The organism is Streptomyces sp. NPDC085937, from assembly GCF_044540535.1.
Lineage (GTDB): Bacteria > Actinomycetota > Actinomycetes > Streptomycetales > Streptomycetaceae > Streptomyces.
Genome location: NZ_JBITSH010000006.1, coordinates 1 through 15,405, shown reverse-complemented (window position 1 = coordinate 15,405; position 15,405 = coordinate 1). Strand labels below are relative to the sequence as shown.

Below are 15,405 nucleotides of genomic sequence, written 5' to 3'. Positions count from 1 at the left end.
TGCTCACGTCACCCACGCCTTCCGGTCGCAGCTCTGCGTCGCGCGGCTCATGCGGGCAGCCAACGGCGGACGCAGGCGATCAGCTCACGGCTGTCGACCGGCTTGGTGACGTAGTCGCTGGCACCCGAGGCGAGGCTCTTCTCCCGGTCCCCGGGCATCGCCTTCGCGGTGACCGCGATGATCGGCAGGTCCGCGTACCGCGGCATGGAGCGGATCTCGGCCGTGGCGGCGTACCCGTCCAGCTCGGGCATCATCACGTCCATCAGGACCAGGGCCACGTCCGGGTTCTCCACGAGTCTCTCGATGCCCTTGCGGCCGTCCTCGGCGTGCAGCACCCGGAAGCCGTGCAGCTCCAGGATGCCGCTCAGCGCGAACAGGTTGCGCGCGTCGTCGTCGACGACGAGCACCGTGCGGCCGGCGAACGAACCGTCCACCACGGCCTCCGGGGCCGACCGCTGCGCCTCGTCCGGGCGCACCAGCGACAGCACGTCACCGGGCTCCTCCGCCGACAGGTGCAGCGCGATCCGCTCCCGCAGCTCGTCCAGGCTGGACAGGAACTCCAGCGCCGTGCCCGACGCCCGGGTGCGCAGGGTCGCCTCGACCTCGGCGTCGGTCCGGTGCCCGCTGTGCACCAGGACCGGCACGCTCGCCAGGGCGGAGTCCCCGCGCAGCGCCTCCAGGAAGCGGGTCACCTCCGCCTCGGCCATGCCCAGCTCCAGCACCACGCAGTGGCAGGGGTCGGCGGCCAGCGCACCGGCCGCCTCCTGGGCGCCGACGGCCGTGATGATGTCGACCGAGGGGCGCGAGGCACCGCCCGCGTCCGTGACGTCCTGCACCACGCTCTCCGCGACCAGGGTGAGCAGCCCCCGGGGCCGCTCCTCCACCACCAGCAGACGGCGCGGACGCTGTCCCGGCGCGGCCGGTGCGGCCTCGATCGCGGGCGCCTGCCGGGAGGACGCCTCCGGCAGCGGCTCGCCGGCCGTCTCCTGCTCCGCGACCGGGGCGGGCCGCAGCTGCTGCTCGAAGTCCGGCCGGGCCACCGGCAGGAACAGGGTGAACGTGGAGCCCTGGCCCGCGACGCTGTCCACGGTGACCGCGCCGCCGAGCAGGTGCGCGATCTCCCGGGTGATGGACAGACCGAGGCCGGTGCCGCCGTACTTGCGGCTGGTGGTGCCGTCCGCCTGCTGGAAGGCGCCGAAGATCGACTCCAGGTGCTGCTCCGGGATGCCCACCCCGGTGTCCCGCACCCGGAAGGCGACCACGGGACCGCCCCGCAGCACCTCGGTGGGCACCTCGTCGTCCGGAGCCGGCTCGATCCGCAGCTCCACCTGGCCCCGCTCGGTGAACTTCACCGCGTTGGACAGCAGGTTGCGCAGCACCTGACGCAGCCGGGAGTCGTCGGTCAGCAGGTCGGCGGGTGCGCCCGGCGCCGTGGTGACCGTGAAGTCCAGGCTCTTCTGCATGGTCATCGGCCGGAAGGTCGCCTCGACGTACTCGACGAGCCGGCGCAGCTCCACCCGCTCGGGGCTGACGTCCATCTTCCCGGCCTCGACCTTCGACAGGTCGAGGATGTCGTTGATCAGCTGCAGCAGGTCCGAGCCCGCAGAGTGGATGATCTGCGCGTACTCGACCTGCTTGGGGGAGAGGTTGCGGGAAGGGTTCTGGGCGAGCAGCTGGGCCAGGATCAGCAGGCTGTTGAGCGGGGTGCGCAGCTCGTGGCTCATGTTGGCCAGGAACTCCGACTTGTACTTCGAGGCGAGCGACAACTGCTGCGCGCGCGCCTCCAGTTCCTGCCGGGCCTGCTCGATCTGCAGGTTCTTCGCCTCGATGTCCCGGTTCTGCGACGCCAGCAGCGCAGCCTTGTCCTCCAGTTCGGCGTTGGAGCGCTGCAGTTCCTCCTGCTGGGTCTGCAACTCCGCGGACCGCTCCTGCAGTTCGGCGGTCAGCCGCTGCGACTCCACCAGCAGCTCGTCGGTACGGGCGTTCGCCACGATCGTGTTGACGTTGACGCCGATGGTCTCCATCAGCTGCGCCAGGAAGTCCTGGTGGATCTGCGTGAACGGCGTCACCGACGCCAGCTCGATCACACCGAGGACCTGCCCCTCCACCACGATCGGCAGCAGCACGAGCGCGGTCGGCACCACCTCACCGAGCCCGGAGGAGATGGTCACGTAGTCCGGCGGCAGCGCGTCCACCGTGATGGTGCGCCGGCTGCGCGCGGCCTGCCCGACCAGCGTCTTGCCGAAGGCGATCCGGGTGGGCCGGTCGCTGTCCTCGGGGTAGCCGTAGGAGCCGACGAGCCGCAGCTCGGGACCGTCCGCGCCGTCGTCCGCGAGGTAGAAGGCGCCGTACTGGGCGGACACCAGCGGCACCAGCTCGTCCATGATCAGCTCGGCGACCACGGGCAGGTCGCGGTGGCCCTGCATCAGCCCGGACACCCGGGCGAGGTTGGTCTTGAGCCAGTCCTGTTCCTGGTTGGCCCGGGTGGTCTCGCGCAGGGACTCCACCATCGCGTTGATGTTGTCCTTGAGCTCGGCGACCTCACCGGAGGCCTCCACGTTCACCGAGCGGGTCAGGTCGCCCTCGGCGACCGCGCTCGTCACCTCGGCGATCGCGCGGACCTGCCGGGTGAGGTTCCCGGCCAGTTCGTTGACGTTCTCGGTGAGCCGCTTCCAGGTGCCGGAGACACCCTCGACCTCGGCCTGTCCGCCGAGCCGTCCCTCGGTGCCGACCTCGCGGGCGACGCGGGTGACCTCCTGGGCGAAGGCGGAGAGCTGGTCGACCATCGTGTTGATGGTCGTCTTCAGTTCCAGGATCTCGCCGCGCGCGTCGACGTCGATCTTCTTCGACAGGTCGCCCTTCGCGACGGCCGTCGTCACCAGCGCGATGTTGCGCACCTGGCCGGTGAGGTTGTTGGCCATCGAGTTGACGTTGTCGGTGAGGTCCTTCCAGGTGCCGGCGACACCGGGCACATGGGCCTGTCCGCCGAGCCGTCCCTCGGTGCCGACCTCGCGGGCGACGCGGGTGACCTCGTCGGCGAACGCGGACAGCGTGTCCACCATCGTGTTGATGACGTCCGCGAGCGCCGCGACCTCACCGGCCGCCTCGACCCGGATGCGCTGGGACAGGTCGCCCCGGCCCACCGCGGAGGCGACCTGGGCGATGGAGCGCACCTGACCGGTCAGGTTGGACGCCATCACGTTGACGTTGTCCGTGAGGTCCTTCCAGGTGCCCGAGACCCCCCGCACCTGGGCCTGTCCGCCGAGCCGTCCCTCGGTGCCGACCTCGCGGGCGACGCGGGTGACCTCGTCGGCGAAGGCGGAGAGCTGGTCGACCATCGTGTTGATGGTGTTCTTGAGTTCGAGGATCTCGCCGCGGGCGTCGACGGTGATCTTCTGCGACAGGTCGCCCTGTGCGACCGCCGTCGCGACCAGCGCGATGTTGCGGACCTGGCCGGTGAGGTTGCCGGCCATGAAGTTCACCGAGTCTGTCAGGTCGCGCCAGGTGCCCTTGACCCCCTGCACGTCGGCCTGTCCGCCGAGCCGTCCCTCGGTGCCGACCTCGCGGGCGACGCGGGTGACCTCGTCGGCGAAGGCGGAGAGCTGGTCGACCATCGTGTTGATGGTGTTCTTGAGTTCGAGGATCTCGCCGCGGGCGTCGACGGTGATCTTCTGCGACAGGTCGCCCTTCGCCACCGCCGTCGTCACCTGCGCGACGTTGCGGACCTGTGCCGTGAGGTTGCCCGCCATGGCGTTCACCGAGTCGGTGAGGTCCGCCCAGGTGCCCGACACCCCCGGCACCTGCGCCTGACCGCCCAGCGTCCCCTCGGTGCCCACCTCGCGGGCGACGCGGGTCACCTCGGAGGTGAACAGCGAGAGCTGGTCCACCATCCCGTTGAAGACCTTGGCGATGTCCCCCATGAGTCCGTCGGCGTCGCCCGGGAGCCGGGTACCGAAGTCCCCGTCCCGGACGGCCGTCAGTCCCGCGAGGAGCTGCCGCAGCTCCTTGTCCCCCGGCACCGTGTCGGTCCCCTCGGTGCTCCTGCTGGTCATGCGCACCCTCGCTCCGGCCCCATTCAATGCGCATTCCCGCAGATCAGCGGAGTCGCGCGACGAGAAATACGCCGCAGATTAACCCACCTCCGGGGCGTGCGACAAAGCGGTCCGGGTCCTTGCCGGACCCGTTGAGAATCACTGAATCCGGCGGGCATGTTCCCGGCGATCGGGGGTACTTGACCTCTTTTTGCGAGGGCCCCGCGAAGGGGCTCCGCGAGGGACGCGCCCGGCCGGACGCTTTCGGCGGGCGCCGTTCGAATGTGTGAGCGTCAGAGGGGTATCTGCTCGGGTGGAGGGGGCGGAGTGCCGCCCGCTCCGGTCAGGGGAGCAGTCGTTTCACGGGGAGGCCGGCAGCAGTGCCCACCGACAGCATCTGGTCGTACGCGCGGGACCTGGACCACGTCCGCGGGGAGGACCTGACGGGATGGAGCGTCGTCGCGAGCGACGGCACCGTCGGCCATGTCGACCGCCAGGCCGGCCACCACGGCATGGCGCACCTCGTCGTGGACACCGGGGTGTGGGTGTTCGGCCGCAGTCTGCTGGTGCCCGTCGGCGTCGTCGCCGCCGTCGACACCGCCGAGCGGAAGCTGACGGTGTCCTGCACCAGAGGCGAGCTGAAGGCCGCGCCCCGCTTCCGCACCGACAGCGAGACCATGGACGTCACCTACCTCACCGCCGTCGGCGACTACTACCGCGCGCTGCCCGCCCCCCGGCGCCCGGCCGGCTGACCGCCCGGGGAGCCGGGCCCGCTCACCACGGCAGGAAGACGTGGATGTCCTTGCCGCGGTCGTCGGTCACGACGCTCACCTGGTCGCAGAGGGTGTGGATCAGATGCCATCCGATGCCGCCCCCGCCGCTGTGCGGGTGGAACGGCCGCGGGGCCGGCTCGGTGGTGCTGGTGTCGTGCATCACCACGTGCACCCCGTCGAACGTGCGGCGCAGCCGCAGCTGGAACGGCCCGGGGGCGTACTGGACCGCGTTGGCGGCCAGCTCCGTGACCACCAGGAGTATGTCGTCCCAGTGCTCCGGAGCCGTCGGTGCCGACGCCCGGGCCAGGTCGAAGAGGAAGTCCTCCGCGACCAGACGCGCGTCCGTCACATCGTGCAGCTCCCCCGGGAAGCTGGCGATGCGGCTCGTGATCTCCTCGCCGGCCAGTGTTCTGTCCCTACGCGACTCGGGTGCCATGTCGCCTTCCAGGCCCCGGCCGTAACCGGGGCGGTCGTTGCTGCTCCTGTGCGTTCCCCGATCTGTGGGTTCCCGTGCGGGCGGAGCCTACGCGCCCGCATGCCCGACAGCGTGCGGTGACAAACACCGCACGCCCCGGCGCGCTCAGCGGAACACGTTGTCCGCGTCCTCCCAGGCCGACGACTCGTCCGGCGCGGGCGTACGCTCCGGGCGCCTGCGGGACTGGTACATCGCGTCGATCTCCAGCGCGTACCGCCGCACTATCTCGTCCCGGCGCAGTTTCATCGACGGCGTCAGCAGGCCGTTGGTCACGTCGAACGGCTCCGGCAGCACCCGGAACACCCGGATCGACTCCGACGGGGAGACGCTGCTGTTGGCCGCGGCGACCGCCCGCCCGATCTCCTCCCGCAGCGCGTTCTCCTCGCGCGCCTCCCGGGCCGGGGCGTCGCCGGGCAGCGACAGCGCCGCCCGAAAGTCCGCCAGGAAGTCCGGGTCCAGGGTGATCAACGCGCCCACGCACGGCCGGTTGTCGCCCACCACCACGGCCTGGTGGACCAGCGGATGCATCCGCAGCCGCTGCTCCAGCGCCGCCGGGGCCACGCTCTTGCCGCTGGTGGTGATGATGACGTCCTTCTTGCGGCCGGTGATCGTGAGATAGCCCTCCGTGTCCAGCCGGCCCAGGTCCCCGGTGGCCAGCCAGCCGCCCCGCAGGGTGGCCCGGGTGGCGGCCGGATCGCCCACGTACCCCTGGAAGACCGACGGGCCGCGCACCAGGATCTCCCCGTCCTCGGCCACCTGGATCGCGGTACCCGGCAGCGCCTGCCCGACGGTGCCGGACTTCTCCCGGCCGTACGGCTGCATCGTCACCCCGCCGCTGGTCTCGGTGAGGCCGTAGCCGTCGTGCACGTAGATGCCGATGCCCTCGTAGAAGAGCGACAGGTCGCGGCTGAGCGGCGACCCGCCGGAGGTGGCCCGGCGCACCCGGCCGCCGAGCGTCGCCCGCAGCCTGCGGTAGACGGTGCGCTCGTACAGGGCGTGCTGCATGCGCAGATCGAAGCCCGGCCCCGAGCCGCGTCCGAGGCGCTGGCGCTCCGTGGCGGCCGCGAAGTCCCGGGCGGTGGCGGCGGCCCGCTCGAACAGCGCCCCGCGCCCCGACAGCTGCGAGGCGCGCAGGAAGTTCTTGTAGATCTTCTCCAGCAGCGACGGCACCGCGTACAGATAGGTCGGCCGGAACGTGCGCAGCGCCGAGGACAGCGCGTCCGCCCCGAGGTCCGGCTCGTGTCCCATCAGCAGGCCGCCGCGGACGCACAGACTCTGGATCATCAGCCCGTAGACGTGCGAGAACGGCAGGAAGGCCAGCACGGAACCCTGCTCGCCGGGCGGCGCCGCCACATGCCCCCAGCCCTCCAGCAGCGTGTCACAGATGAAAGCCAGCCCGCGGTGGCTGAGGGCACAGCCCATGGCGTGCCCCGAGGTGCCGGAGGTGTACGCCACCACGGCCGTGGCGTCGGGCAGCACGATGCGCCGCATCGAGTCGACCGTGGCCGGCGGGATGGCCTCGCCGCGCGCCGCCAGCTGGTCCAGCGCCCCCGCGTCCAGCTGCCACACGTGCCGCAGGCGCGGCAGCACGGCGCACACCGACCCCACCGTCATCACGCCCTGCTCGTCCTCGACCAGCACGGCGACCGCCCCGGAGTCGCGCAGGATCCACTCGACCTGCTCCCGCGAGGAGGTGGGGTAGATGGGTACGACCTCGGCGCCCACCGTCCACAGGGCGTGGCACAGGACCGTCCACTCGTAGCGGGTGCGCGCCATGATGGCGACCCGGGTGCCCGGCGAGATCCCGGACGCGATCAGGCCCTTGGCGAGGTCGACGACCTCGTCGCGGAACTCGACGGCGGTGACCTCCTCCCAGATGGCGGAGGCCGGACCGGTGCGGCGGGCGAGTACCGGCAGGGTCGGGCTCTCGGCCGCCCTCGCGAACAGGCTGTCGGCGAGGCCGCCGGTCAGGGGCGGGGACGGCGGAGCGAGAGCGGAGTCGCGCATGCACTGCTCCTCACAGGGACGGGGGCGTGGCGGTGCCTGAATCTAGTCGAGCCCGACCGGCCCCGCGCCGGGATCACGTCAAGTGTGTCCGCACTGATGATCTGGGCGCTTTAGGGGGACCCGGTCCCCATGACCTACGTCAATCCCGATCCAGATCCGGAACGCACCACGGGCCTCGAGGCGGGCGGTGGTGTCCCACCGGGCGAGACCCCGCCCGCGGAGAGCAGCATGCCCGAGGCGGGCCCCTACGAGACGCACAACCCGACCAAGGGCTGGGCCAAGGGGCCGATGACAGCGATCCTCGTCGTGGTGGCGTTCATCGCGGCGTTCTTCCTGGCCTACGCCATCATCCTGCTCACCTGACCCAGGGCTCCGCCCCCGGACCCCCGTTCGCGCAGTTTCCCGCGGCCCTACAGGGGACACTCCGACCCGGGCGCCCCGAAGGGGCGCGGGGGACTGCGCGACCAGCCCCCGCCCACCCGCACGAGCCTTGTTCGGCTAGGCCTGGGTGTGGCGGACGCATTCCGTGACGACGTCGCGGAGGCTGTCCGTGCGGTGCAGCAGGTCGCGCTGGATCATGGCGCCGTTGCCGTCGCGGAGCAGGCGTTCGCAGCCCTCGCGGGCGCGGTCCAGGTCGCCGTCGTCGCTGAGGGCGTCCGCGGTGTGGTCGAGGAGGGCGCGGACGACCGCCTCGGCGGGCATGCGCCGCATGGTCTCCGGGTGCAGCAGCTCACCGGTCAGGCCGGAGCGGGCCGCCTGCCAGGCGGCCAGCCGCAGCAGGCTGACCCCCGGGTCGACCGGCTCCCGGCCGTCCCGCCACTCCCGCGCCGCCGTCTCCACCAGTGCCCGGGTGAGCGTGGCGATCAGCCCCGCGGTCTCCGCGTGCAGGGCGACGTCGGAGACGCGCACCTCCACCGTCGGGTACCGCTGCGACAGCCGTGCGTCGAAGTAGATCATCCCCTCGTCGAGGATCGTCCCGGTCGCCACCATCTCGGCGACCCGCCGGTGGTAGCACTCGGGCGAGCCGAACATCTCGGTCGGCCCCGCCGACGGCCAGCGCTGCCAGACCCGGCTGCGGTAACTGGAGTAGCCCGAGTCCTTGCCCTGCCAGAACGGCGAGTTGGCGCTCAGCGCGGTCAGCACCGCCAGCCACGGCCGCAGCCGGTCGAGGACCGCGACCCCCTCCTCGTCGGACTCCACCGACACATGGACGTGGCAGCCCATGACGAGCTGCTCCCGGGTGGCGATGCCGTACTGCTCCTCCATCCACCGGTACCGCTCGTTCACGCCCACCGACGGGCTGACCGGCAGCGGAGACGTGGCGAGCGCGGCGACCGTGCAGCCGATCGACTCGGCGTGGCCCGCGGCCTCCTTGCGGCAGCGGGCGATCTCCTCGTGCAGGCGCTCCATGGACGACTGCGGATGGGTGGCGAACTCCACCATCTGCTCGTGCAGTTCCTTCTCGAAGACGTCCTGCCCGGCGTCGTCCCGCTCGGCGCGGGCGAGGACCGCCGCGGACATCGCCCGCGGTTCACCTGTCTCCGGATCGACCAGGAGGAGTTCCTCCTCCACTCCCACGGTGCGCACGTGATGCTCGCCCTTCCGCTCCCTGCCGCGTCGACGCCGAGCAGCCCTCGGCCGTACGACCCGCATGCCCCGCGCTGGGCGCGGGACACCTGGCGCCGTCAGGCGGGACGCCACCGGGCGCGGAGGCGAGGGCGCCACAGCGGCGCGGACGCGGGGGGCGTCACAGCGGGGCAGGCGCCAGCCACACCGTCGCGAGCGGGGGAAGGGTGAGCCGGACCTGCCCGTCCTCGGGCTTGACCGGGTCCGGGTTGCCCACGCCCGAGCCGCCGTAGCGGGCGGCGTCGGTGTTGAGCACCTCCTCCCAGGCGATCACGTCGTCGCCCACCCCGAGCAGGTAGTCGTCCCGGACCACGGGGGAGAAGTTCGACACCGCGAGCAGCGGGGAGCCGTCGGCGTCGTACCGCAGGAACGCGAAGACGTTGTCGTCGGCGGAGTCCACCGCGACCCAGCGGAAGCCGGACGGGTCGGTGTCGCGCTGCCACAGCGCGGGACGGCCCCGGTAGTGCGCGTTGAGGTCCCGCACCAGGTCCTGCACCCCACGGTGGTCACCTGCCGAGTGGTACCCCTCGTCCAGCAGCCACCACTCCGGGCCCGCCTTCTCCGACCACTCCGCGCCCTGCGCGAACTCCTGACCCATGAACAGCAGTTGCTTGCCGGGGTGGGCCCACATGAAGCCGAGGTAGGCGCGGACGTTCGCCCGCCGCTGCCACCAGTCGCCGGGCATCTTGGACACCAGCGCCTGCTTGCCGTGCACCACCTCGTCGTGCGAGATCGGCAGCACGTAGTTCTCGCTGTAGGCGTACACCATCGCGAACGTCATCTCGTGGTGGTGGTACTTGCGGTGCACCGGCTCGTGGGCGACGTACTCCAGCGAGTCGTGCATCCAGCCCATGTTCCACTTCAGCCCGAACCCGAGCCCGCCGGTGTCGGTGGGCCGGGTCACCCCGCCCCACGCCGTGGACTCCTCGGCGATGGTCACCACACCGGGGCAGCGCCGGTACACGGTGGCGTTCATCTCCTGGAGGAACGCCATCGCGGCCAGGTCCTCACGGCCGCCGTAGGCGTTGGGCTCCCAGCCGCCGTCCTCCCGCGAGTAGTCGAGGTAGAGCATCGAGGCGACGGCGTCGACCCGCAGCCCGTCGATGTGGAACTCCTGGCACCAGTACACGGCGTTCGCGACCAGGAAGTTGCGCACCTCGGTGCGGGCGTAGTCGAAGGTGTACGTCCCCCAGTCGGGGTGCTCCGCGCGCCGCGAGTCACCGGGCTCGTAGAGCGGCTCCCCGTCGAAGCGGGCCAGCGCCCAGTCGTCGCGCGGGAAGTGCGCGGGCACCCAGTCCATGATCACGCCGATGCCGGCCCGGTGCAGCGCGTCGACCAGGTACTTGAAGTCGTCGGGGGTGCCGAGCCGGGCGGTCGGCGCGTAGAACCCGGTGACCTGGTAGCCCCAGGACGGCCCGTACGGGTGCTCGGCGACCGGCATCAGCTCCACGTGCGTGAAGCCCATGTCCCTCACGTACGCCGGCAGCACCTCGGCGAGTTCGCGGTAGGTCAGTCCCGGCCGCCACGACGGCAGGTGCAGCTCGTACACCGAGAACGGCGCCTCGTGCACGGGCGTGTTCCCTCGACGCGCGAGCCACTCGTCGTCGCCCCATTGGTACTGCGAGGCGGTGACCACCGACGCGGTGTTCGGCGGCGCCTCCGTGCGGCGGGCCATCGGGTCCGCCTTGAGGAACCGGTGGCCGTGGCGCGAGTGGATCTCGAACTTGTAGCGGGTGCCCTCGCCGACGCCCGGCAGGAACAGCTCCCACACGCCGGACGAGCCCAGCGAGCGCATGGGGAAGGCCGTGCCGTCCCAGTAGGTGAAGTCCGCGGCCACCCGCACCCCGAGCGCGTTGGGCGCCCACACGGTGAACCGGGTGCCGGTCACGCCCTGGTGGGTCATGGGGTGCGCGCCGAGCGCCGTCCACAGCTCCTCGTGCCGGCCCTCGCTGATCAGGTGCAGGTCGAAGTCGCCGAGCGCGGGCAGGAACCGGTACGGGTCGTGCGTCTCCTCCGGCGCGTCGTCGCCGTAGGCCACCGCCAGGGTGTACGCGGGGACCGCGTCCAGCGGCAGCACGCCGGAGAACAGGCCGTCGCCCTCCGACACCAGCGGGGTGGCCTCGCCGTCGACGACCACGCTCACCTCGCGGGCGAAGGGACGCAGCGCCCGGAAGGCGATGCCGCCGGGCACCGGGTGGGCGCCCAGCAGCGCGTGCGGGTCGTGGTGGGCGCCCGCCAGCAGGCGGCCCCGGTCGTGCGGGTCGAGGGCGGGGGCGGTCGTCCCGGTCTCGGGGGCGGACGGGGCGGGCCCGCCCGATCCGGGCAGCGGGGTCTCGTGCAGGGCCACGGCTCAGTCTCCTCTCACGGCGAGGCGCTCGATCGCCGCCATCGGTACGGGCAGCCAGTCGGGTCGGTGCCGGGCCTCGTACAGCACCTCGTACACGGCACGGTCCGTCTCGTAGGCGCGGAGCAGACCGTGCTTCTTGCGCGGGTCCCAGCCGGCGCGGGCCGCGTAGCCCGCGCAGTAGGCCTCGCGGCAGCGCCGCGCCCATTCCGGACGCCAGGGGCGGCGCTGCCGGGCGGCGTAGTCGAAGGAGCGCAGCATCCCGGCGATGTCCCGCACGGGGGAGTGGGCGCTGCGCCGTTCGGAGAGCGGCCGCGACGGCTCGCCCTCGAAGTCGATGACGAACCACTCGCGCCCCGCCCGCAGCACCTGGCCGAGGTGCAGGTCACCGTGGATGCGCTGGGCGGGCGGCCCCGCGTCGCAGGTGGTGAGCGCGGCGAAGGCGCTCCGCAGCCCCGGCACGTACGGCTGGAGCGCGGGGACGGCGTGCGCGGCGGCGGTCAGCCGCTCGGTCATCGCCGCCGCGGTGTGCCCGTTCTCCCCGGGCGCCCCGACCGGGAAGGCCGAGGAGAGCGCCAGGTGCACGTCCGCCGTGGCGCGGCCGAGGGCGTGCGCCTGCGCGGTGAAGTCGTCCCCGGCGGCGAGCGCGTCGAGGGCCAGCGTCCAGCCGTCGGCGGCGTTGCGCAGATACGGCTGGAGCACGCCGAGCGTCGCCTTGAACGGATGGGTGGTGCGCAGCCACGCCACCGGCGCCGGCACCCGGTGGCAGCCCTGGCGGGCCAGCGCCCCGGGCACCTCCAGGTCCGGGTTGACGCCGGGCTGGATGCGCCGGAAGACCTTCAGGATGTACTCGTCGCCGTACACCAGCGAGGAGTTGGACTGCTCGGCGTTCAGCACCCGCGGCACCAGACCGGCCGGCACCTGCTGGGCCGGGTCGCCCTCGAAGTGCAGCGGGCCCGCCGTGCCCGGCCGGCGCAGCCGCTCCAGCAGCAGCTGCGCGGCGCGCGGGTCCTGGAGGGCGTCGTAGACCGTGAGACCGGCCAGCCGCCCGTCCCGGACGGTGCCGATGAGGGCCTTGCCCAGACGGGGCGAGGGGCGCTCCCGCACCCCGAGCAGGAGCTGGTAGCAGTCACCGGCGGGCGTGGTGCCCCCGGGGGCGGGCACTCCGCCGTGCGCCGCGTGCACCAGTACGTGCAGACAGCCCGGGAACAGCTCGGTCATGGACAGCACACCGAGATCGGTGACGGGGCGGTCCTTGCCTGCGAACCAGCGCTGCAGCGGTAGCCACTCGCGCAGCAGCCCGGCGAGCGAATCCATGGACTCGGCGGGCGCGCTCCGCGGGCGCAGGAATGCGGTCTTCGTCATGGTGACGCCTCCTCTCGCCGGCACACGCTCACAGTCGTCGGCCGATGCGGGATGCGACTCGGGTGAGCCGGAACCAGTAGAAGCCGTGGCCCCCGAGGGTCAGCAGATACGGCAGTTCGCCGATGGCCGGGAAGCGCACCCCGCCGAACAGCTCCACCGGGTGCCGTCCGTCGAACTCGCGCAGGTCGAGCTCGGTGGGCTGGGAGAAGCGGGAGAAGTTGTTGACACAGAGCACCAGGTCGTCCTCGTACTCGCGGAGGAAGGCGAGGACGGCGGGGTTGGAGGAGGGCAGCTCGGTGTAGGAGCCGAGGCCGAAGGCGGGGTTCTGCTTGCGGATCTCGATCATGCGCCGGGTCCAGTGGAGCAGCGACGAGGGTGAGGCCATGGAGGCTTCGACGTTGGTGACCTGGTAGCCGTAGACCGGGTCCATGATCGTGGGCAGGTAGAGGCGGCCGGGGTCGGAGGAGGAGAAGCCGGCGTTGCGGTCGGGGGTCCACTGCATGGGGGTGCGCACCGCGTCGCGGTCGCCGAGCCAGATGTTGTCGCCCATGCCGATCTCGTCGCCGTAGTAGATGATCGGCGAGCCGGGCAGGGACAGCAGCAGGGCGTTGAACAGTTCGATCTGGTTGCGGTCGTTGTCGAGGAGGGGGGCGAGGCGGCGGCGGATGCCGATGTTGGCGCGCATGCGGGGGTCTTTGGCGTACTCGGCCCACATGTAGTCGCGTTCCTCGTCGGTGACCATTTCCAGGGTCAGCTCGTCGTGGTTGCGCAGGAAGATGCCCCACTGGCAGCCCGAGGGGATGGCGGGGGTCTTGGCGAGGATCTCGGAGACGGGGTAGCGGGACTCGCGGCGGACGGCCATGAAGATGCGGGGCATGACGGGGAAGTGGAAGGCCATGTGGCATTCGTCGCCGCCGGCGGCGTAGTCGCCGAAGTAGTCGACGACGTCCTCCGGCCACTGGTTGGCCTCCGCGAGGAGCACCGTGTCCGGGTACTGCGTGTCGATCTCCTTGCGGACCCGCTTGAGGAACGCGTGCGTCGCCGGGAGGTTCTCGCAGTTCGTCCCCTCCTCGGCGTAGAGATAGGGGACCGCGTCCAGCCGGAAGCCGTCGATGCCCAGGTCGAGCCAGAAGCGCAGGGCCGCCAGGATCTCCTCCTGCACCCGCGGGTTCTCGTAGTTCAGGTCCGGCTGGTGCGAGAAGAACCGGTGGAAGTAGTACTGCTTGCGCACCGGGTCGTACGTCCAGTTCGACGCCTCGGTGTCGACGAAGATGATCCGCGCGTCCGCGTAGCCCTTGTCGTCGTCGGCCCAGACGTAGAAGTCGCCGTAAGGGCCGTCCGGGTCCTTCCGGGACTCCTGGAACCACGGGTGCTCGTCACTGGTGTGGTTCATGACGAAGTCGATGATCACGCGCATGCCCCGCTGGTGCGCCGCGTCCGCGAACTCGACGAAGTCGGCGAGGTCACCGAACTCCGGCAGGACGGCGGTGTAGTCGGCCACGTCGTAACCGCCGTCGCGCAGCGGTGACTTGAAGAAGGGCGGCAGCCACAGGCAGTCGACGCCCAGCCACTGCAGGTAGTCCAGCTTGGCGGTCAGACCCTTGAGGTCGCCGACGCCGTCACCGTTGCTGTCCTGGAACGAGCGGACGAGGACCTCGTAGAAGACGGCGCGTTTGAACCAGTCGGGGTCCCGGTCCCTGACCGGGGTGTCCTCGAACGTGTCCGGCACTGGCTCGTTCACGGTCATGGCGTTCCTGGCCCTCCGTTTCGCTGTGCGGCGGGCGGTCGCTGGACGTGCAGGACATGCGCGGGAGCCCGCCCCGGCTCCAGCCGCACGTAATTGGTGCTGCCCCAGTGGTAGGTCTCGCCGGTGAGCTCGTCGCGCACCGGCACCGACTCGTGCCACTCCAGGCCGAGTTGCGGCATGTCCAGCGAGACCGTGGCCTCCTGGACGTGATGGGGGTCGAGGTTGACGACCACGAGCACGACGTCGGCGCCGCTGCGCTTGCTGTACGCCATGACGGAGTCGTTGTCGGTCCCGTGGAAACGGAGATTCCGCAGCCGGTGGAGTGCGGGGTGTTTCCGTCGGAGGGTGTTGAGCCGGGTGAGGAGGGGGGCGATGGTGCGGCCCTCGCGGGCGGCCGCGTCCCAGTCGCGGGGTTTGAGCTGGTACTTCTCGCTGTCGAGGTACTCCTCGCTGCCCTCGCGCAGCGGGGTGTTCTCGCACAGTTCGTAGCCGCTGTAGACGCCCCAGGTGGGGGAGAGGGTGGCGGCCAGGACGGCGCGCACCTCAAAGGCGGGCCGGCCGCCGTGCTGGAGGTGGGCGGGCAGGATGTCGGGGGTGTTGGCGAAGAAGTTGGGCCGCATGTAGGAGGCGGCCTCCCCCGACAGTTCGGTCAGGTACTCCGTCAGCTCCTGCTTGGTGGTGCGCCAGGTGAAGTACGTGTACGACTGCTGGAAGCCGGTCTGGGCCAGGGTGTGCATCATCGCGGGACGGGTGAAGGCCTCCGCCAGGAAGATGACGTCGGGGTCGGTGCGGTTGATCTCCCCGATCACCCGCTCCCAGAACACCACCGGCTTGGTGTGCGGGTTGTCCACCCGGAAGATCCGCACCCCGGCGTCCATCCAGTGCCGCAGCACCCGGCAGGTCTCCGCGACCAGGCCGTCCATGTCCGCGTCGAAGGCGATCGGGTAGATGTCCTGGTACTTCTTCGGCGGGTTCTCGGCGTAGGCGATGGAGCCGTCGGGGCGGTGGTGGAACCACTCGGGGTGCTTGTGCACCCA

Annotated in this window: 9 protein-coding genes and 1 pseudogene; 2 read left to right on the top strand and 8 right to left on the bottom strand. The window is 71.4% G+C overall.

Annotated elements, in window-relative coordinates; translation table 11 throughout:
* Positions 1-47: 47 nt before the first annotated feature.
* Positions 48-4,052 (bottom strand): HAMP domain-containing protein, encoded by a 4,005-nt coding sequence (locus tag ACIF8S_RS14605; RefSeq protein WP_399999475.1) that lies wholly within the window; start codon positions 4,050-4,052, stop codon positions 48-50.
* A gap of 359 nt (positions 4,053-4,411) precedes the next feature.
* On the opposite strand from ACIF8S_RS14605, the gene ACIF8S_RS14600 reads away from it, so the two are divergent.
* Positions 4,412-4,783, top strand: a complete 372-nt coding sequence (locus ACIF8S_RS14600; RefSeq protein WP_349796803.1) for a PRC-barrel domain-containing protein — start codon at positions 4,412-4,414, stop codon at positions 4,781-4,783.
* 22 nt (positions 4,784-4,805) lie between these two features.
* Here ACIF8S_RS14600 and ACIF8S_RS14595 read toward each other — a convergent pair whose 3' ends face one another.
* Both ACIF8S_RS14595 and ACIF8S_RS14590 read right to left on the bottom strand, forming a co-directional pair.
* Positions 4,806-5,240, bottom strand: coding sequence for an ATP-binding protein (locus ACIF8S_RS14595; protein WP_024885907.1), 435 nt, complete (start codon positions 5,238-5,240; stop codon positions 4,806-4,808).
* A 144-nt stretch (positions 5,241-5,384) separates the two neighbouring features.
* Positions 5,385-7,286, bottom strand: coding sequence for an AMP-dependent synthetase/ligase (locus ACIF8S_RS14590; RefSeq protein ID WP_399999474.1), 1,902 nt, complete (start codon positions 7,284-7,286; stop codon positions 5,385-5,387).
* A 129-nt stretch (positions 7,287-7,415) separates the two neighbouring features.
* On the opposite strand from ACIF8S_RS14590, the gene ACIF8S_RS14585 reads away from it, so the two are divergent.
* Positions 7,416-7,649 carry a DUF6480 family protein gene (locus tag ACIF8S_RS14585; protein ID WP_349796799.1) on the top strand — a complete coding sequence of 78 codons (234 nt, stop codon included), beginning with the start codon at positions 7,416-7,418 and terminating at the stop codon, positions 7,647-7,649.
* Positions 7,650-7,784: 135 nt separating this feature from the next.
* Here ACIF8S_RS14585 and ACIF8S_RS14580 read toward each other — a convergent pair whose 3' ends face one another.
* From ACIF8S_RS14580 to ACIF8S_RS14560, 5 genes and pseudogenes are all read right to left on the bottom strand, one after another.
* On the bottom strand, positions 7,785-8,873 hold the full coding sequence (locus ACIF8S_RS14580; RefSeq protein WP_399999472.1) for a glutamate--cysteine ligase: 1,089 nt from the start codon (positions 8,871-8,873) through the stop codon (positions 7,785-7,787).
* A gap of 160 nt (positions 8,874-9,033) precedes the next feature.
* Entirely contained in the window at positions 9,034-11,259 is a 2,226-nt protein-coding gene (gene glgB / locus ACIF8S_RS14575; RefSeq protein ID WP_399999470.1) for a 1,4-alpha-glucan branching enzyme, read from the bottom strand.
* A gap of 3 nt (positions 11,260-11,262) precedes the next feature.
* A complete protein-coding gene (locus tag ACIF8S_RS14570; RefSeq protein ID WP_024885902.1) occupies positions 11,263-12,621 on the bottom strand; it encodes a hypothetical protein in 1,359 nt (452 codons plus the stop codon).
* Between the two features lie 28 nt (positions 12,622-12,649).
* On the bottom strand, positions 12,650-14,368 hold the full coding sequence (treS, locus tag ACIF8S_RS14565) for a maltose alpha-D-glucosyltransferase (RefSeq protein ID WP_399999468.1): 1,719 nt from the start codon (positions 14,366-14,368) through the stop codon (positions 12,650-12,652).
* Positions 14,365-15,405: pseudogene (locus ACIF8S_RS14560) on the bottom strand (alpha-1,4-glucan--maltose-1-phosphate maltosyltransferase); the annotation flags it as partial. The pseudogene ACIF8S_RS14560 and the gene treS, both read right to left, overlap by 4 nt.

Bases quoted from the DNA above. Each gene is read 5' to 3' on its own strand.
- ACIF8S_RS14605 (WP_399999475.1), bottom strand. From the start codon at position 4,052: ATGACCAGCAGGAGCACCGAGGGGACCGACACGGTGCCGGGGGACAAG.
- ACIF8S_RS14595 (WP_024885907.1), bottom strand. From the start codon at position 5,240: ATGGCACCCGAGTCGCGTAGGGACAGAACACTGGCCGGCGAGGAGATC.
- ACIF8S_RS14590 (WP_399999474.1), bottom strand. From the start codon at position 7,286: ATGCGCGACTCCGCTCTCGCTCCGCCGTCCCCGCCCCTGACCGGCGGC.
- ACIF8S_RS14585 (WP_349796799.1), top strand. From the start codon at position 7,416: ATGACCTACGTCAATCCCGATCCAGATCCGGAACGCACCACGGGCCTC.
- ACIF8S_RS14570 (WP_024885902.1), bottom strand. From the start codon at position 12,621: ATGACGAAGACCGCATTCCTGCGCCCGCGGAGCGCGCCCGCCGAGTCC.
- treS (WP_399999468.1), bottom strand. From the start codon at position 14,368: ATGACCGTGAACGAGCCAGTGCCGGACACGTTCGAGGACACCCCGGTC.